Source organism: Geodermatophilus sp. SYSU D00867, from assembly GCF_054050315.1.
Genome location: NZ_JBJGZC010000006.1, coordinates 51,500 through 69,359 on the forward strand (window position 1 = coordinate 51,500; position 17,860 = coordinate 69,359).

Here is a 17,860-nt window from a genome sequence, read left to right on the forward strand (position 1 = left end):
GTCAGCGCATCTCCGACAGCCGCGCGCCGAAGCCCGCGACCGGGCGCAGCTCGCGGCGGGCGCCGAGGGCCAGCAGGCCCGCGCCGGCGACGAGGACCCCGGCCAGCGGCAGCGGCAGGGCCTCCACCGCCAGCCCCACGCCGAGCGCGACCGCCGTGGCCGCGCCGACGACCAGCGGCGCCCGCACCGCGGCGCGCGCACCGAGCGCCATGACCGCGGCCGCGGCGAGCAGCACCAGCAGCGGGCGCAGCGCGCCGGGCTGCACCACCGCGGCCACCGTCGACGGCGCCGCCGCGGCCACCAGACCCGGACCCCACACCGGCCAGGACGGGCCGTCGAACAGGCGCGGCCCGGCCGCCACCAGCAGCGCCGCGGCGGCCGGCAGGCTCCAGGCCTCGACCACGGCCGTGCCGGTCAGCGCGGCCAGCGTCCACCCCGCAGCGCCCAGCTCCAGCGCGCCGGTGCGCCAGGCCGCCTCGGCCTCGCCCCCTCGGGCCGCCGGCGCCGCCCAGGCGCAGACCAGCACGCCCTGCACGGCCAGCTGCGCCGCGAGCGGACCCCACGCGGCGGAGACGGCCAGGACCACCAGCGCCGCACCCGCGCAGACGGCGCCGACCGTGCCGGTCGCACCGCGGACGTCGGCGGCCAGCGCGGGCCGGGCGGCCAGCGTTCCGGCGAACAGCCCGGTGAGCGCCGCGGCGGCCGCGCCGGCGGAGAGCAGCCCCGCCGGCACCGCGAGCAGCGCCGCGGCCGCGAGGCAGCCGACGGCCGCGGGCAGCGCCCGGGCCCGCTCGTCCCGGCGGGCCGCCGCGACACCGGCCGCGGGCAGCGCGATCAGCACCAGCAGCGCGACCAGGGCCGGCCAGCGCGCGGCCGCGACCAGCTGGGCCACCGCCGGCACCACCAGGACGAGCCCCGCGGCGGTCGCGGCGGGCAGCAGCAGCCCCCGGCGCCAGCCGGTCAGCGTGGCCGCGGCCACGCTCGCGAGCAGCACGCCGAGCCAGCCCGCGAGCGGGAGCGGGACCGGCCCGTCGGTGGACAGCGCCGCACCCACCGCCCCGCCGGCGACCAGGCCCGCGACCCCGGGGACCAGCCGCGGCGGCCCGAGCAGCGGCTCGACCGCGCGCTCCAGCCGCACGAGCAGCAGCCCGGCCGCCGCGGCGACGGTCAGGCCGGCCGCGACCCAGCGGGCGGCGCCGGCACCGGTGGCGGCGCCGACCAGCCCGCCGGCTGCCCCGGCGACGAACCAGGGCGCGGTGGTCACCAGGGCGACGCGGGCCAGCGGGCGCCGCGCCGTCAGGGTGACCGCGAGCCCGGCCAGCGCGACGCCGAGCAGCAGCGCGGTGCGCGGCAGGCCCGCGGGCACCAGGGCGAGCGACCGCAGGGCCGCCACCTGCAGCGCCAGCCAGGCGCCGAGCGGCCAGCTCAGCGGCCGGGGGAGCAGCACCCGCAGGCTGAGCAGCAGGACGGCCAGGCCCAGCGCCGGCAGCGGCCCGCCGTCGGCGGTGCGCTCCCCGCCGGCGGCTCCGGTCAGCGCGAGTGCGACCGCGGCTGCGGCGCACGCCTCCTCGGTGCTGCGCAGCCGGGCCCGGGCGGCCCACGCCGCGGCGCACGCGGCGACCAGCGCCAGCAGCAGGACGCCGATCCGGGCGACCCCGCCCGCCAGCCACGGCCCGGCCAGCGCCGTGGCCACCAGCAGGACCACCCCGACGCCGAGGATCACCTGCGGCGGCCGCAGCCGGGCGGGCAGCGAGGGCAGGGGCGGGCCGGGATCGACGCGGGCCGCTCCCGGCGGGCCCGCGTAGGGCAGGGGTGGCAGCGGCGCGCCCGTCATCGCCGTCCCCCCTCGCGCCCGGCCGTCGGGCCTCACGCTAGGGGCGGTCAGCGCATCTGCGCGACCCAGGCCACCGCCTCCCGTGCCTGCTGCCGGCGCCGCTCGTAGGTGGCCCCGACGACCAGCAGGAGCAGGCCCGCGGTGGCCAGCGTGACCCAGCGCGGCACGAGCGGCGCGTAGGGCGCCAGCCGGCCGAGCGTCACCACCAGCAGGGCACCGGCCCCGAGGACGAACGGCGCCTGCCGGTGGGTGAGCGCCCCCGCGACGGTCAGCCCGGCCGCCGCGGCGACCACCCCGACCAGCCGCAGCGGCGCCGGGTCGGCCACGGCGACGACCGCCGACGGCAGCAGCGCGACGGCCACCGCGGCGCCCTCGGCGGCCCAGGAGGCTGCTCCCGTGCGCAGCGCCGGGAGCGCGAGCAGCAGCAGCCCCGCCGCGGCCGGCAGCGTGTAGACCTCCGGCGTGCGGATCTCCGCACCCGCCGCGGCGATCCACCCGGCGAGCACGAGGTCGGCCACCGCGAGGACGGCGGCGAGGCGGCGCCGGGCGACGACGGCGTAGCAGCCGGCGGCCGCCCCGGCCACGGCGAGGTCGACCGCGACCTGCCCCCACGCCCCGGCGCTGCCGGCGGTGATCCCGGCGGCCACGGCGAGGACCGCGCCGGTGCCTGCGGCGGCGACCTCCTCGGGCCGCGCGGCGCGGGCCGTGGCGACGGCGAACGCGGCGGCGGCGGCGAGCGCGAGCAGGAGGCCCGCGACCCCGGGGGAGAGCAGGCCACCCCCCGAGGCGATCAGGACGGCACCGCCGGGTGCGGCCAGCGCGGTCCCGGTCGCCGCGGCGCGGACCCCGGGGCGCAGCACCGCGGCGAGGACGGCCGGGACGGCGGCGGCCAGCACCAGCAGGGCCAGCGGCGCGGGGTGGTCGCCGTCGGCGAGGACGCCGGCGCCGGCGGCGGTCAGCGCGCCCCCGCCGGCGAGCAGCGCCGCCGGCGCGGACCCGGCGACCGACGGCGGCGCGGCGGTGGTGAGCAGGACCAGGCCCAGCCCGCCCGCCGCGACGGTCCCCGCCACACCGAGCCCGCTCAGCGACCCGGCCAGGGCCAGGGCCGCGACCCCCGCCGCGCCGGCCGCGGCGGCGCGCGGCTCCGGCAGGAACGGCGCCAGCCGCGGCTCCCGCAGCAGGGCGCCGGCGACGGCCGCGGCCACCACGAGGACGCCGGTGGCGACCCACCCGTCGACCGCACCGCCGTCCCAGGCCAGCGGGACGCCGAGGAGCACCCCGGCGCCTCCGGTCAGGGCGCCCAGCCCGAGCGCGACCCGCTGCAGGGCCGGGCGCAGCAGGAGCAGCGCCAGGACGTCGACCAGCGCGGTGGCGAGCAGGACCGCGACCCCCGCGCCGCCGTCGGCCACCCCGAGGGGCAGCAGCAGCCAGCCGGCCGGCTGGGCGGCGAGCAGGGCGACCAGCGGCCAGGTGACCGTGCTGCGCGTGCCGCGGCCGAGGGCCAGGGCCACGGCCGCGACCGCGACGCAGGACAGCCCGCCCCACAGCCGGGGCGGCACGGCGTCGGCACCCCAGAGGCCGAGCGCGTGCGCGGCGGCGAGGTCGACCGCCAGCAGCGCGGCCCCGGCGCCGGCCAGCGCCTCCTCGGTGGCCCGCAGGCCGCGGCGGGCGCTCCACGCCGAGGCCGCGCAGGCGGCGGCGGTGACCGTGGCCATGACCGCGGCCTGGAAGGTCACGCCCAGCCGGCTCCAGGCCACCGCCACGAACGCGATGGCCGCGGCGACCACGAGCAGCGCGCCCAGGCCCAGCAGCACCTGCTGCGGGCTCAGCCGCCGCCGCGGGGACGGTGGCTGCGGGAGCGGTGGCGTACCGGGCGGCGCCACGGGCGCGGGCGGCGGCGCCCAGGCGGGGGCCGGAGCGGGCGCCCAGGCCGGGGCCGGAGCGGGCGGAGGGGCGGGGGCCGGGCCCGGGGCCGCGGCGCGCAGGGTGGCCACCAGGGCGTCCCGCTCGCGGGCGAACTCGTCGATGGTCGCGCCGAGCCGGGCCACCACCGTGGCCGCCTGCGCGACGGCGGGCAGGCCGCACGTCCCGCAGGGCGCCGGGGCGGGCGCGGCCGGCGTGCCGCAGACGGGACAGGGCAGACCCCAGGAGGGCCCGGACCAGGAGGGATCGGTCACGGGCGGATGGTGACGCGCCGCGGGCGCCGGCGGTAGCGATCTCGCCCGGACTGTGGACGGACGGGGGTGCCGTGGACGTCACCCGGCAATCCGCTCCGGTTCCGGGACGAGAGGGCCTACCCTGGGATCAGTGATCACGACGACCGGCCTCGAACTGCGCGCCGGCGCCCGCATCCTCCTCAGCGACGTCAGCCTGCGCGTGCAGCCGGGCGACCGCATCGGTCTGGTCGGGCGCAACGGCGCCGGCAAGACCACCACGCTCACCACGCTCGCGGGTGAGCGCCTGCCGCACGCCGGCAAGGTCGAGGTGACCGGCGAGATCGGCTACCTCCCGCAGGACCCGCGCAGCGGCGACCTCGACATCACCGCCAGCGACCGCGTGCTGTCCGGCCGCGGCCTCGACGTCCTCAAGGCCCAGCTGGTCAAGGCGCAGGTCGCCATGGCCGAGCCCGCCGACGACGCCGAGCGCGACCGCGCCGTCCGCCGGTACGGGCGGCTCGAGGACCAGTTCGCCGCGCTGGGCGGGTACGCCGCCGAGAGCGACGCCGCGCGCATCTGCACCGCCCTCGGCCTGCCCGACCGGGTCATGGGCCAGCCGCTGCGCACCCTGTCGGGCGGCCAGCGGCGGCGCGTGGAGCTCGCCCGCATCCTGTTCTCGGACGCCGAGACGCTGCTGCTCGACGAGCCCACCAACCACCTCGACGCCGACTCGATCGCCTGGCTCAAGACGTTCCTCGCCGCGCACAAGGGCGGGCTGATCGTCATCAGCCACGACGTCGAGCTGCTCGACGCCGTCGTCAACAAGGTGTGGCACCTGGACGCCAACCGGGCCACCGTCGACGTCTACAACCTCGGCTGGAAGCCCTACCTCGCCCAGCGGGAGACCGACGAGCGGCGCCGCAAGCAGGAGCGGGCCAACACCGAGCGCAAGATCGACGCGCTGACCGCGCAGGCGGACAAGATGCGCGCCAAGGCCACCAAGGCCAGGGCCGCGCAGAGCATGGACAAGCGCGCCGCGCGGCTGGCCGCCGGGCTGGAGGAGGTCCGCGTCCAGGACCGGGTGGCCAAGCTGCGGTTCCCGACGCCGGCGCCGTGCGGGCGGACCCCGCTCACCGCGGAGGGGCTGTCCAAGAGCTACGGCTCGCTCGAGGTGTTCACCGACGTCGACCTCGCCGTCGACCGGGGCGCGCGGGTCGTCGTCCTCGGGCTGAACGGGGCGGGGAAGACGACGCTGCTGCGGATGCTGGCCGGCACCGAGGTCCCCGACACCGGCGAGGTGCTGCCGGGCCACGGGCTGCGGATCGGCTACTACGCGCAGGAGCACGAGACGCTCGACCACGACCGCTCGCTGCTGGAGAACATGCGCGCGGCCGCGCCGCAGAGCACCGACACCGAGCTGCGGCGCATCCTCGGCGCCTTCCTCTTCTCCGGCGACGCCGCCGACCAGCGCGCCGGCACGCTGTCCGGCGGGGAGAAGACCCGGCTGGCGATGGCCACGCTCGTCGTCTCCGGCGCCAACGTGCTGCTGCTCGACGAGCCGACCAACAACCTCGACCCGGCCAGCCGCGAGCAGGTGCTCGACGCGCTGCGCACCTACACCGGCGCCATCGTGCTGGTCACGCACGACGAGGGCGCGGTCCGCGCGCTCGACCCGGACAAGGTCATCCTGCTGCCCGACGGCACCGAGGACGCCTGGAGCGAGGACCTCGCCGACCTCGTGGAGCTCGCGTAGCGCTCCTGGCGGCCGGGACGACGGGCGGCGCAGCGCTGGACCTGCCCGGTGCCGGCGTGGTGGACGTCCTCGTCGCGGCGCAGCCGCGGGCGTCCACCACCGTCGCCGGCCACGGCACCCACCCGAGGGTGCTCGCGGACGTCGAGGCGGCGTCGGTCGAGGACCTCGAGGAGGCGCTCACCGGGGCGTGGCCGAGCCGCGCCCCGCGCCGGCTGCGCGGGCACCTGCCCGGCGGGTGACCGTCCGGGCCGGCCCTCCGCGCCCGCCGCGGGACGGCTCGCCGGGAAGTTGTCATTCGCGTGGCCGAGCCGCGCGGGCTGGGTGATCATCGGTGCGGGAGGCCGGCGTCACGGGGACGGCGGCACCACGCGAGCCAGCACCCGACCGGGCCGGCACCCCTCGCCGGTCCCGGCGGCTGCGACGGAGGGGAGTCATGGCCGACTCGAGCACGGACCTCGGCAAGGGCAAGCGCATCACCGGTGGGGACCGCACCACCCTGGCGGACGAGCTGAAGAAGCGGTACGACGGCGGGGAGAGCATCCGCTCCCTGGCCACCTCGACGAACCGGTCCTACGGGTTCGTGCACCGGCTCCTGTCGGAGTCCGGTGCCACGCTGCGCAGCCGTGGCGGGGCGAACCGGAACAGCAAGAAGACCGCGTGACGGCGGCCGACGCCGACGGCTGGGTCCGCACCAGCCGGGACGGCGCCGTCCTCACCGTCACGCTCGACCGACCCGACCAGCTCAACGCCCAGACGCCGGCCACCTGGGCGGCGCTGGCGGCCGTGGGCGCCTCGCTCGACGACGACGTGCGCGTGGTCGTCGTGCGGGGCAGCGGCCGCTCCTTCTCCGCCGGCCTGGACCGCAGCCTGTTCGGCGCCGACCCGTCGACCCCCGGCGGGCTCGGCGAGCTGGGCACGATGCCGGCCGAGCTCGCCCAGGAGCGGATCCGCGGGTACCAGGGCGGCTTCCGGTGGCTGCGCTCGCCGGGGATCGTCTCGGTGGCCGCGGTGCAGGGGCACGCGATCGGCGCCGGCGCGCAGCTGGCGCTCGCCTGCGACCTGCGGGTGATGACCGACGACGCGTCGCTGCGGCTCCCCGAGGCGACGCTCGGCCTCGTCCCCGACCTCACCGGCACGAGCACGCTGGCGGAGCTGGTGGGCTACGCGCGGGCGATGGAGGTCTGCGTGACCGGCCGGCCGGTGCCGGCGGCGGAGGCGCTGGCGTGGGGCATCGCGAACGCCGTCGTCCCGGCCGCGGAGCTCGACGGGGCGGTGGCGACGCTGGTCGCCGCGCTCACCGCGCCACCGGCGGGAGCGGTCCGGGAGACCGCGGCGCTGGTGCGCTCGGCCGTCCGCAACCCCCCGGAGGCGCAGGACGCGGCCGAGCGGGCCGCGCAGTCCCGGCGGCTGGCCGAGCTGGCGGGGCTGGCGCGCCGCTGAGGGATCCGGAACAGGAGGGGACCGGCCGCTGTTGGACCGGCGGCCGGTCCCCGTCCGGCCGTGAGGAGGTCGCGTCGTGAGCAGTCCCATGACCTCCATGGCGGCGATGCGCTCGTTCCGCCGGGACCCGTCGGTCACCTCGCGGCCGCTGCCGAAGGGCACCGTGCGCCGCATCCTCGGCGTCGCCCGGCCCTACCGGCGCGAGCTCACGTTCTTCCTGCTGCTGGTGGTCGGCTCCTCGGTCATCGGCGTGCTCACCCCGCTGCTGGCCGGCGACATCGTCAACCGGATCGCCCGCCTCGACGGCACCGCCGGCGGCATCGTCCGCATCGCGCTGTTCATCGCCGGCCTGGCGGTGGTCGACGCCGCGATCTCGGTGGCCACCCGCTGGTACTCCGCCCGGATCGGCGAGGGCGTCATCTACGACCTGCGCAGCCGGGTGTTCGAGCACGTGCAGCGGATGCCGGTCGCGTTCTTCACCCGCACCCAGACCGGTGCGCTGGTCAGCCGGCTCAACAACGACGTCGTCGGCGCGCAGCAGGCGTTCACCTCGACGCTGTCCGGCGTCGTGTCCAACGTGATCGGGCTGGTGCTCACCGCCGGTGTCATGTTCACGCTGTCCTGGCAGATCACCCTGCTCTCGCTGGTGATGGTGCCGCTGTTCGTGCTGCCCGCGCGGCGGATCGGCCGGCGGCTGCAGGAGATCACCCGGGAGTCCTACGGGCTCAACGCGTCGATGAACGCGACGATGACCGAGCGGTTCAACGTCGCCGGGGCGCTGCTGGTCAAGCTGTTCGGCCGGCCCGACACCGAGGCCGAGAGCTTCCGCGGCCGCGCGGCGCGGGTGCGCGACATCGGCGTCCTGTCGGCCATGTACGGCCGCACCTTCTTCACCGCGCTGACCCTGGTGGCGGCGCTGGCCACCGCGCTGGTCTACGGCCTGGGCGGCTGGCTGGCCTTCGACGGGTCGCTGTCGCCGGGCGACGTCGTCGCGCTGGCGCTGCTGCTGTCCCGGCTGTACGGGCCGCTGACCGCGCTGTCGAACGTCCGGGTCGACGTCATGAGCGCGATGGTCAGCTTCGACCGGGTCTTCGAGGTGCTCGACCTCGCGCCGATGATCGCCGAGGCGCCCGGCGCCGTCCCGGTGCCGGCCGGCGACCGGTCGATCGAGTTCGACGCCGTCTCCTTCAGCTACCCGGCCGCCACCGACGTGTCGCTGGCCTCCCTGGAGGACGTGTCGCTGCCCGAGCACGGCGGCCCGACGGCGGTGCTGCATGACGTGTCGTTCCGGGTCGAGCCCGGGCAGATGGTGGCGCTGGTCGGGCACTCGGGTGCCGGCAAGTCGACGATCGTCAACCTGGTGCCGCGGCTGTACGACGTGACCGGGGGCGCGGTGCGGGTCGGCGGGCTCGACGTCCGGGAGGCGACGCTGGCGTCGCTGCGCGACGCGATCGGGGTCGTCAGCCAGGACGCGCACCTGTTCCACGACACCATCCGCGCCAACCTGCTCTACGCCCGCCCGGACGCCACCGAGGAGCAGCTGTGGGCGGCGCTGACCGGTGCCCGGATCGCCGCGCTCGTGGCGGCGCTGCCCGACGGCCTGGACACCGTCGTCGGCGACCGCGGCTACCGGCTCTCAGGCGGGGAGAAGCAGCGGCTGGCCATCGCGCGGGTGCTGCTCAAGGCGCCGGGGATCGTCATCCTCGACGAGGCGACCGCGCACCTGGACAGCGAGTCCGAGGTGGCGGTGCAGCACGCGCTGGACACCGCGCTGACGGGCCGGACGTCGCTGGTGATCGCGCACCGGCTGTCCACGATCCGCAGCGCCGACCAGATCCTCGTGGTCGACGACGGTCGCATCGCGGAGTCGGGCACTCACGAGGAGTTGCTGGCGCTCGGGGGCCGCTACGCCGACCTCTACCGGACCCAGTTCGCCGACGGCGAGCGTCGGACGGTCGGCGCGGCGTAGCAACTAGCGTTCCTCCTGCCCCAGCTGCACCAGGAGGAGCTCCGTGACGTCCGCGCACCCGTACGACGCCCAGATCCGCGCCCTCTACGCCGACTTCGTCGACGGCTGGAACCGGCGCAGCGGCGCGGCGGTGGCCGCGGTCTTCGCCGACGACGGCGACATGATCGGCTACGACGGGACGTCGGTGAGCGGCCGGCTGTCGATCGCCTCGGACCTGCGGCGGGTGTTCGGCAGCCACCCGACGGCGACCTACGTGGCCGTGGTCCGCTCGGTGCGCGCGGTCACTGACGGCGTGGCCGTGCTGCACGCGCACGCCGGGATGATCCCGCCGGGGGAGGACGACGTGGACCCGGGGCTGCACAGCATCCACACGCTGGTCGCCGTCGACGAGGGCGGCGGACGCTGGAAGACCACGCTGTTCCAGGCGACGCCGGCCGCGTGGCTGGGCCGCCGCGACGCCCGGGACGCGCTGACCCAGGAGCTGCGCGGGCTGCTCGCCACCGCCCGGTGAGCGTGCTGGTGGCGGCCGCGGACCTCCTGGCGGGGCCGGACCTCCCGGCGGGGCGGCGGCCGGTGCTGCTCGACGTCCGCTGGGCGCTGGGTGACCCGCACGGCCGGGAGCGGTACCTCGCCGGCCACCTCCCGGGCGCGGTGTTCGTCGACCTGGAGACCGAGCTCGCCGCACCGCCGTCGGCCGCCGGGGGCCGGCACCCCCTGCCGTCGCCTGCGGCCCTGCAGGCCGCGGCCCGGCGGTGGGGCATCCGGTCCGGCGACGCCGTCGTCGCCTACGACGCCACCGGCGGGCAGGCCGCCGCGCGGGCGTGGTGGCTGCTGCGCTGGGGCGGGCTGACCGACGTCCGGCTGCTCGACGGCGGCCTGGACGCCTGGGTCGCGGCCGGCGGGGAGCTGGAGACCGGCGACGTCGTCCCGGAACCCGGCGACGTCGTGCTGACCGGCGGCCGCATGCCGACCCTCACCGCCGACGAGGCCGCGGCGCTCCCCGCGCGCGGCGGGGTGCTGCTCGACGCGCGGGCCGGCGAGCGCTACCGCGGCGAGCGCGAGCCGGTGGACCCGCGGGCCGGGCACGTGCCGGGCGCGGTGAGCGCGCCGACGGGGGAGAACCTGCGGGCGGACGGCCGGTTCCGGACCGACCTGGCCGAGCGGTTCGCCGCGCTCGGCGTCCGGCCGGGGACGGCGGTCGGCGTCTACTGCGGCTCGGGCGTGACCGCCGCGCACGAGGTGGCGGCGCTCGCCGAGGCGGGCGTCGAGGCGGCGCTGTGGCCGGGCTCCTGGTCCCAGTGGTCGGCCGACCCGTCCCGCCCGGTCGCCACCGGCCCCTGAGGCACCCTCCTAGCCCTGACGGCTCCCGACCGCGGCGTCGTAGCGGTCGAGCAGGACGGCGGCGATGCGCTCGTCGGGCAGCAGGGGAGCGGTGACGACGTCGGCGCCGGCCTCGGCCAGCCTGCCGTGGAAGTGGCCGGGCGCGAGCAGGTAGGCGGCGACGACGACCCGCTCGGCGCCGGCCTTCCGCGCGGCGGCGACCGCGTCGGCGACCGGGGGCTGCGCGGCCGAGCCGTAGCCGGTGGTGACGGGGCCGGCCCAGGAGCGCTGCAGGAGGTCGGCGGTGTCCTCGACGTCGGCCACCGACCGCGGGTCACTGGAGCCCGCGGCGGCGAGGACCACGGCGGTGAGGGGGTCGCGCGGGTCGGCGCCGGCCTGCACCAGCCGGTCGGAGAGGACGTCGGCCAGCCGCGGGTCGGGGCCCAGCGGGCGGGCGGCGACGGCGGACTCGTGCGCGGCCACGGCGCCCGCGATGTCGACGTGCACGTGGTACCCGCCGGACAGCAGCAGCGGCACGACGACGGCCGGCCGCCCCTCCGCGGCGAGGCCCGCGACGACGTCGACCACCGTGGGCGGCTGCACGTCGACGAAGGCGGCCGTCGTCACCAGCCCCGGGCGCAGCCGGCGCGCGGCCAGGGCCAGCTCGGCGACCAGCCGGCGCCCGGTCGGGTTGCGCGTGCCGTGCGCGCACGCGACGAGGACCGGAGCGTCGCTCACGGGGTGCGCAGGACGCCGCCGTCGACCGCCACCATCGTGCCGGTGACGTAGCCGGCGGCGGGGGAGAGCAGGAAGGCCGCCACCCGGCCGAACTCGTCGGGCTCGCCGACGCGGCGCAGCGGGATGCCGGCCTCGGTGCGCGCCCGCATCGCCGCCGGGTCGCCGGACGCGGCCTCGATGTCGGTGATCCGGTCGGTGGCGATCGTGCCGGGCATCAGCCCGACCACCCGGATCCCGCGTGGGCCGAGCTCGTCGGCCAGCGCCTTCGCGGTCATGGCCAGGCCCGGGCGCAGCGCGTTGGAGATGGCCAGGTGCCCGATCGGCTGGCGCACCGACGTCGACAGCACGAACCCGATCGCCGCCCCGGCGGACAGGTGCGGCTCCAGCGCCCGGACCAGCCGCAGGGGGCCGAGCAGCACACTGTCGACGGCGGCCCGCCAGTCGTCCTCCGCCGTCGTCAGCACCGTCCCCGGCGCCGGGCCGCCGACGGAGACCAGCACGCCGTCGACCCGGCCGAGCACCTCGAGCGCGCGGCCGACGAGCAGGTCGGCGGCGCCGGGGTCGGCGAGGTCGGCGGCCACCCCGGACGCGCCGTCGCCCAGCTCCGCCACGGCCGCGGAGACCGACTCGGGGGAGCGGGAGCTGACGAGGACCCGGGCCCCGTCGGCGACGAGGGCCCGGGCGGTCGCCAGGCCCAGCCCCCGGCTCGCGCCGGTGAGCAGGTACCCGCGACCGCCCAGGCCCAGGTCCATCGGGGGATCAGCCTCCGATCAGGCGTTGCGCAGCGAGCGGAGGACGTACTGCATGATCCCGCCGTTGCGGTAGTAGTTCGCCTCGCCGGGGGTGTCGATGCGGACGCGGGCGTCGAACTCCACGTCGCCCGCCTTCACCTTCACCGTGCGGGGCGTGCGGCCCTCGTTCAGCTCGGTGATCCCGGTGATCGTGAACTCCTCGTCGCCGGTCAGGCCGAGCGACTCGCGGTTCTCGCCCTCGGGGAACTGCAGCGGCAGCACGCCCATGCCGATGAGGTTGGAGCGGTGGATCCGCTCGTAGCTCTCCGCGATGACCGCCTTGACGCCGAGCAGCGCCGTCCCCTTGGCCGCCCAGTCGCGCGACGAGCCGGAGCCGTACTCCTTGCCGGCCAGCACGACCAGCGGGATGCCGGCCTCCTGGTAGGCGACGGAGGCGTCGTAGATCGTCGTCGTCTCGCCGGTCAGGTGGTTCTTGGTGACGCCGCCCTCGGTGCCGGGCACCAGCTGGTTGCGCAGCCGGATGTTGGCGAAGGTGCCGCGGATCATGACCTCGTGGTTCCCGCGGCGGGAGCCGTAGGAGTTGAAGTCGCGCCGCTCCACGCCGTGCTCGCGCAGGTACTTCCCGGCCGGGCTGTCGGCCTTGATCGACCCCGCGGGCGAGATGTGGTCGGTGGTCACCGAGTCGCCGAGCACCGCCAGCGCCCGGGCGCCGGTGATGTCCTGGACCGGGGCCGGCCGGTCCTGCATGCCCTCGAAGTACGGGGGCTTGCGGACGTAGGTGCTCTCGGCGTCCCACGAGAACGTGTCACCGGTGGGCGTGGGCAGGTTCTGCCACTGCTCGGTGCCGGCGAAGACGTCCTCGTAGCTGCGGCCGAACTGCTCGGCCGAGACCGCCTCGTCGATGACCCGCTGCACCTCGGCCGGCGAGGGCCAGATGTCGCGCAGGTACACGTCCTGGCCGTCCTTGCCCTTGCCCAGCGGCTCGGACGTGATGTCGACGTCCATCGAGCCGGCCAGCGCGTAGGCGATGACCAGCGGCGGGCTGGCCAGGTAGTTCATCTTGACGTCGGGGTTGATCCGGCCCTCGAAGTTCCGGTTGCCCGACAGCACCGAGACGACGGCGAGGTCGGCCTCGTTGACCGCGGCCGACACCGGCTCCGGCAGCGGGCCGGAGTTGCCGATGCAGGTGGTGCAGCCGTAGCCGACCAGGAAGAAGCCGAGCTTCTCCAGGTACGGGGTGAGGCCGGACTTCTCGTAGTAGTCGGTGACGACCTTCGAGCCGGGCGCCAGCGTCGTCTTGACCCACGGCTTGGTCTGCAGGCCCGCCTCGACGGCCTTCCTCGCCAGCAGCGCCGCCCCGAGCATCACCTGCGGGTTGGAGGTGTTGGTGCAGGAGGTGATCGCGGCGATCACGACGTGGCCGTGGTCGACGAAGGTCTCGGTGCCGTCCTCGAGCACCACCCTGGTCGGCTTGTTCGGCCGGTCGGGCAGCGACTCGCCGGGCAGGTACGGGTGCGGCTTGCCGTCCTCGCCGTTGCCGTGGGCGAAGGGGCTCACCGGGTCCGACGCCGGGAACGACTCGGCCGAGGCCTCGTCGGCCGCGGACACCACGCCGTAGGGCTGCTCGTTCTGCGGGACGCCGGGCTTGCGGTCGTCGCCGCCGGTCTGGTCGTCGGCGACGTAGTCCGGCAGCGCGGCGCGGAAGGAGGCCTTGGCGTCCGACAGCGCGACGCGGTCCTGCGGCCGCTTCGGGCCGGCGATCGAGGGGACGACCGTGGACAGGTCCAGCTCGAGGTACTCGGAGAAGGCCGGCTCGCGCGACGGGTCGTGCCAGAGGCCCTGCTCCTTGGCGTAGGCCTCGACCAGGGCGACCTGCTCGGCCGAGCGGCCGGTGAGCCGCAGGTAGGCGATGGTCTCCTCGTCGATGGGGAACATCGCCGCGGTCGAGCCGAACTCCGGGCTCATGTTGCCGATCGTGGCGCGGTTGGCCAGCGGCACCGCGGAGACGCCCTCGCCGTAGAACTCGACGAACTTCCCGACGACGCCGTGCCGGCGCAGCATCTCGGTGATCGTGAGGACCAGGTCGGTGGCGGTGGAGCCCTCGGGCAGCTCGCCGGTCAGCTTGAAGCCGACCACGCGCGGGATGAGCATCGAGACCGGCTGGCCGAGCATCGCGGCCTCGGCCTCGATGCCGCCGACGCCCCAGCCCAGCACGCCCAGGCCGTTGACCATCGTGGTGTGCGAGTCGGTGCCCACGCAGGTGTCGGGGTAGGCGACGACGCGGTCGCCCTCCTGCCGCGGGAACACCACGCGGGCCAGGTGCTCGATGTTGACCTGGTGGACGATGCCCATGCCCGGGGGGACGACCTTGAAGTCGTCGAAGGCGCCCTGGCCCCAGCGCAGGAACTGGTAGCGCTCGCCGTTGCGCTGGTACTCGATCTCGACGTTGCGCTCGAACGAGTCCGGGGTGCCGAAGACGTCGGCGATGACGGAGTGGTCGATGACCAGCTCGGCCGGGGCGAGCGGGTTGATCTTGTTCGGGTCGCCGCCGAGCTCCGCCATGGCCTCGCGCATGGTGGCGAGGTCGACGATGCAGGGGACGCCGGTGAAGTCCTGCATGACCACGCGGGCCGGGGTGAACTGGATCTCCTGGTCGGGCTCGGCCGAGGGGTCCCAGTTCGCCAGCGCCCGGATGTGGTCGGCGGTGATGTCCGCGCCGTCCTCGGTGCGCAGCAGGTTCTCGAGGAGGACCTTCAGGCTGAAGGGGAGCCGGTCTGCGCCCTCGACCGCGTCGAGCCGGTAGATGTCGTAGTCGGTGCCGTCGACGCTGAGCGTCGACCGGGCTCCGAAGCTGTCCTTGCTGGCTGCCACTGCTTGCGCCTCACCCTCGAGAGTCCATCGGGCTTGAATGCCACCCCCCATCATCCCAGCCGCCTGCGGAGACGCACTGGTGAGGCGACCCTTCCCTTCCCCGGTGACGTCGCTCCCACCGGCGACCTACCGTGGGGCGCGTGACCGGCGCCGTCCCCGACCCGCTGCCCGCCTGGCTGGCGCAGGCCCGGCGGGTGACCGTCCTGACCGGCGCCGGGATCTCCACCGACAGCGGCATCCCCGACTACCGCGGCCCCAACGGCGTGTGGACCCGTGACCCGGACGCCGAGAAGCTCGTGACGCTGTCCTACTACGTCGCCGACCCGGAGATCCGGCGCAAGGCGTGGCGCATGCGGGCGGACGTGCGGGCGGCCACGATCGCCCCGAACGCCGGGCACCGGGCGCTGGCCGACCTGGAGCGGCAGGGCCGGCTGCGGGCGCTGCTCACCCAGAACGTCGACGGGCTGCACCAGGCCGCCGGGTCCTCGCCGCGGGCGGTGCTCGAGCTGCACGGCACGGTGCACGCGGTCGAGTGCCTGTCGTGCGGGGACCGGACGTCGATGGACGAGGCGCTGGCCCGCATCGACGCCGGCGACCCCGACCTGGCCTGCACCGTCTGCGGCGGCATCCTCAAGTCCGCGACGGTGAGCTTCGGGCAGGCCCTGGACGAGCGGGTCCTCGACGCCGCGGCCGCCGCCGCCGCGGACTGCGACGTCTTCCTCGCCGTCGGCACCTCGCTGGTCGTGTACCCGGTGGCCGGGCTGGTCGAGATCGCCGCCGCGCACGGCGCGCGGGTGGTCATCGTCAACGCCGAGCCCACGCCCTACGACGGGCTGGCCGACCTCGTCGTCCGCGAGCCCATCTCGACGGCGCTGCCGCGGCTGCTGGGGACGGCGTGACCCGGGCCGGACCGGAGGCGCGCCATCGGGCACCGGTGCTCGACGAGCTGCCGCGGCGGGCGCGCGTCCTGCGGACGCGGTGACCCTGCTCGTCGTCCACCTGGCGCTGACGGCGGCCTACGCCGGCTTCCAGTGGACCGTGCGGGCACTGGTCTACCCGCAGTTCGCGCAGGTCCCGGCCGCGGCGTTCCCGGCCTACGAGCGGGCGCACCAGCGGCGCGTGTCCCGGGTCGTGGGCCCGCTGTTCGCCGGGCAGGGCGTCACCACGCTGTGGCTGCTGGCCGCCCGGCCCGACGGCGTCCCGCTGCTGCCGGTGCTCGCGGGCGGCGCCTGCCTGGCCGTCGTCCTCGGCGTCACCGCGCTGCTCGCCGTGCCGCTGCACCGGCGGCTGGGCGAGGGGTTCGACGCCGGCGCGTTCGGCCGGCTGCTGCGGGCGGACACCGTCCGGGCGGTGGCCGCCACCCTCGGCACGGTCGCGGCCGGGTGGCTGCTGCTCGTCAGCGGCTAGCGTGACCCCGACCACGTCGAGCGGCTGACCGGCGCGCCGGCAGCCCTGGCCACCGGGAGCCCGGCATGCGCGTGCCCCTCACCACCCGCGACTTCCTCGACCGCGCCGAGCTGGTCTACGGCGACCGCGTCGGCGTCGTGGACGAACCGGACCAGCCCGCCCCGTCGGTGGGCGAGGTGACCTGGCGCGAGGTGGCCCGCCGCGGCCGCGCGCTGCAGGCCGGCCTCGACGCGCTCGGTGTGGGGGAGGGCGAGCGGATCGCTGTCGTCAGCCACAACGCCGCCCGGCTGCTCGAGGTGCTGCTCGCCGTCCCGTCGTCGGGGCGCGTGGCGGTGCCGGTCAACTTCCGGCTCAACCCCGAGGAGGTCTCCTACATCGTCGGGCACTGCGGCGCGCGCGTGCTGCTGGTCGACCCCGAGCTGGAGGCGAGCCTCAAGGGCGTCGAGGCCGAGCACCGGTTCACCACCGGCGAGGAGTACGAGCAGCTGCTGGCCTTCGACGCCGAGCCGCGGCCGTGGAGCGAGCCCGACGAGGACGCCACCGCCACGATCAACTACACGAGCGGGACGACGGCGCGGCCCAAGGGCGTGCAGATGACCCACCGGAACATCTGGGTCAACGCGGTCACCTTCGGCATGCACATGCAGGTCGGCGACCGCGACGTCTACATGCACACGCTGCCGATGTTCCACTGCAACGGCTGGGGCCTGCCGTACACGATGGCCGGCGTCGGCGCCCGCCAGGTGGTGCTGCGCAAGGTGGACGGCGCGGAGATCCTGCGCCGGGTCGAGCGGCACGGCGTCACGATGATGTCCGGCGCGCCGGCGGTGTGGAACGCCGTCCTCGACGCCGCCGCCGAGTGGGACGGCGAGGTCCCCGGCCGCGACCGGGTGCGCATCGTCGTCGCCGGGGCGCCGCCGCCGTCGCGGACGATCGCCCGGGTCGAGGCCGAGCTCGGCTGGGAGTTCAACCAGATCTACGGCCTCACCGAGACCGCGCCGCTGCTCACGATCAACCGGCCGCGCGCCGAGTACGACGAGCTCGACCCCGAGGAGCGCGCCAGGCGGCTGTCGCGCGCCGGCGTGCCGGCGATCGGCACCCGCATCGCGGTGAGCGAGTCCGGGGAGGTGCTGGCGCAGGGCAACACCGTGCTCGCCGGCTACTGGGAGAACCCCGACGCCTCCGCCGAGGCACTGGAGGGCGGCTGGTTCCACACCGGCGACGGCGGCAGCCTCGACGACGGCGGCTACCTGACGATCTCCGACCGCAAGAAGGACGTGATCATCACCGGCGGTGAGAACGTCTCCTCGATCGAGGTCGAGGACGCCGTCTTCAGCCACCCCGCCGTCGCCGAGGTCGCCGTCATCGGCATCCCCGACGAGAAGTGGGGCGAGCTGGTGACCGCGTTGGTGGTGCTCGCCGAGGGCGAGACGGCGACCGAGGCGGAGATCATCGCCCACTGCCGGTCCCGGCTGGCCGGCTACAAGGCCCCCAAGCGGGTCGAGTTCCGGGACGAGCTGGCCCGCACCGCCACCGGCAAGATCCAGAAGTTCAAGCTGCGCGAGCCGTTCTGGTCGGGGACCGGCGGCCGCCAGGTGAACTAGCGCGCTCCCCCCTAGG

The 17,860-nt window shown here is 76.5% G+C and carries 15 protein-coding genes; 10 read left to right on the forward strand and 5 right to left on the reverse strand.

Translation table 11 applies throughout. From position 1 onward, the window contains the following. Window position 1: 1 nt before the first annotated feature. Window positions 2–1,834: an SCO7613 C-terminal domain-containing membrane protein gene (locus ACI8AK_RS07170; RefSeq protein ID WP_456955644.1), complete on the reverse strand. Its 1,833-nt coding sequence runs from the start codon at window positions 1,832–1,834 to the stop codon at window positions 2–4. 47 nt (window positions 1,835–1,881) lie between these two features. Then, the gene (locus ACI8AK_RS07175; RefSeq protein WP_456955646.1) at window positions 1,882–4,011 is read right to left on the reverse strand and encodes an SCO7613 C-terminal domain-containing membrane protein; all 2,130 of its coding nucleotides are present in this window, start codon (window positions 4,009–4,011) and stop codon (window positions 1,882–1,884) included. Between the two features lie 130 nt (window positions 4,012–4,141). Between ACI8AK_RS07175 and ACI8AK_RS07180 the strand changes: the two genes are divergently transcribed. The 7 genes from ACI8AK_RS07180 to ACI8AK_RS07210 all read left to right on the forward strand — a co-directional run bounded on the left by ACI8AK_RS07180 (window position 4,142) and on the right by ACI8AK_RS07210 (window position 10,493). Then, window positions 4,142–5,743 carry an ABC-F family ATP-binding cassette domain-containing protein gene (locus ACI8AK_RS07180; protein ID WP_456902961.1) on the forward strand — a complete coding sequence of 534 codons (1,602 nt, stop codon included), beginning with the start codon at window positions 4,142–4,144 and terminating at the stop codon, window positions 5,741–5,743. Between the two features lie 56 nt (window positions 5,744–5,799). After that, window positions 5,800–5,982, forward strand: coding sequence for a hypothetical protein (locus ACI8AK_RS07185; protein ID WP_387992904.1), 183 nt, complete (start codon window positions 5,800–5,802; stop codon window positions 5,980–5,982). Window positions 5,983–6,176: 194 nt separating this feature from the next. Beyond that, entirely contained in the window at window positions 6,177–6,404 is a 228-nt protein-coding gene (locus ACI8AK_RS07190) for a helix-turn-helix domain-containing protein (protein WP_387992902.1), read from the forward strand. After that, window positions 6,401–7,183: an enoyl-CoA hydratase/isomerase family protein gene (locus tag ACI8AK_RS07195; protein ID WP_456902962.1), complete on the forward strand. Its 783-nt coding sequence runs from the start codon at window positions 6,401–6,403 to the stop codon at window positions 7,181–7,183. Before ACI8AK_RS07190 ends, ACI8AK_RS07195 begins: the two co-directional genes overlap by 4 nt. Before the next feature lie 76 nt (window positions 7,184–7,259). Then, the gene (locus ACI8AK_RS07200) at window positions 7,260–9,152 is read left to right on the forward strand and encodes an ABC transporter ATP-binding protein (protein WP_387992898.1); all 1,893 of its coding nucleotides are present in this window, start codon (window positions 7,260–7,262) and stop codon (window positions 9,150–9,152) included. Window positions 9,153–9,195: 43 nt separating this feature from the next. Beyond that, a complete protein-coding gene (locus tag ACI8AK_RS07205) occupies window positions 9,196–9,663 on the forward strand; it encodes an SgcJ/EcaC family oxidoreductase (protein WP_387992895.1) in 468 nt (155 codons plus the stop codon). Beyond that, window positions 9,660–10,493 (forward strand): sulfurtransferase, encoded by an 834-nt coding sequence (locus tag ACI8AK_RS07210; RefSeq protein ID WP_456955648.1) that lies wholly within the window; start codon window positions 9,660–9,662, stop codon window positions 10,491–10,493. The genes ACI8AK_RS07205 and ACI8AK_RS07210 overlap by 4 nt, the downstream gene beginning before the upstream one ends. 9 nt (window positions 10,494–10,502) lie before the next feature. On the opposite strand, the gene ACI8AK_RS07215 is transcribed toward ACI8AK_RS07210, so the two are convergent. The 3 genes from ACI8AK_RS07215 to ACI8AK_RS07225 are packed head-to-tail and all read right to left on the reverse strand — an operon-like array spanning window position 10,503 to window position 14,833. Further along, entirely contained in the window at window positions 10,503–11,210 is a 708-nt protein-coding gene (locus tag ACI8AK_RS07215; protein WP_387992889.1) for a sirohydrochlorin chelatase, read from the reverse strand. After that, complete coding sequence (locus ACI8AK_RS07220) at window positions 11,207–11,962, reverse strand: SDR family oxidoreductase (protein WP_387992886.1); 756 nt, start codon at window positions 11,960–11,962, stop codon at window positions 11,207–11,209. Before ACI8AK_RS07220 ends, ACI8AK_RS07215 begins: the two co-directional genes overlap by 4 nt. 18 nt (window positions 11,963–11,980) lie before the next feature. Next, entirely contained in the window at window positions 11,981–14,833 is a 2,853-nt protein-coding gene (locus ACI8AK_RS07225) for an aconitate hydratase (protein ID WP_456902965.1), read from the reverse strand. A gap of 140 nt (window positions 14,834–14,973) precedes the next feature. Between ACI8AK_RS07225 and ACI8AK_RS07230 the strand changes: the two genes are divergently transcribed. The 3 genes from ACI8AK_RS07230 to ACI8AK_RS07240 all read left to right on the forward strand — a co-directional run bounded on the left by ACI8AK_RS07230 (window position 14,974) and on the right by ACI8AK_RS07240 (window position 17,844). Further along, complete coding sequence (locus ACI8AK_RS07230) at window positions 14,974–15,732, forward strand: SIR2 family NAD-dependent protein deacylase (protein ID WP_456955650.1); 759 nt, start codon at window positions 14,974–14,976, stop codon at window positions 15,730–15,732. 79 nt (window positions 15,733–15,811) lie between these two features. Continuing rightward, a complete protein-coding gene (locus ACI8AK_RS07235; protein WP_456902966.1) occupies window positions 15,812–16,240 on the forward strand; it encodes a DUF1772 domain-containing protein in 429 nt (142 codons plus the stop codon). A 65-nt stretch (window positions 16,241–16,305) separates the two neighbouring features. Next, entirely contained in the window at window positions 16,306–17,844 is a 1,539-nt protein-coding gene (locus tag ACI8AK_RS07240) for an AMP-binding protein (protein WP_456902967.1), read from the forward strand. Window positions 17,845–17,860 lie beyond the last annotated feature (16 nt).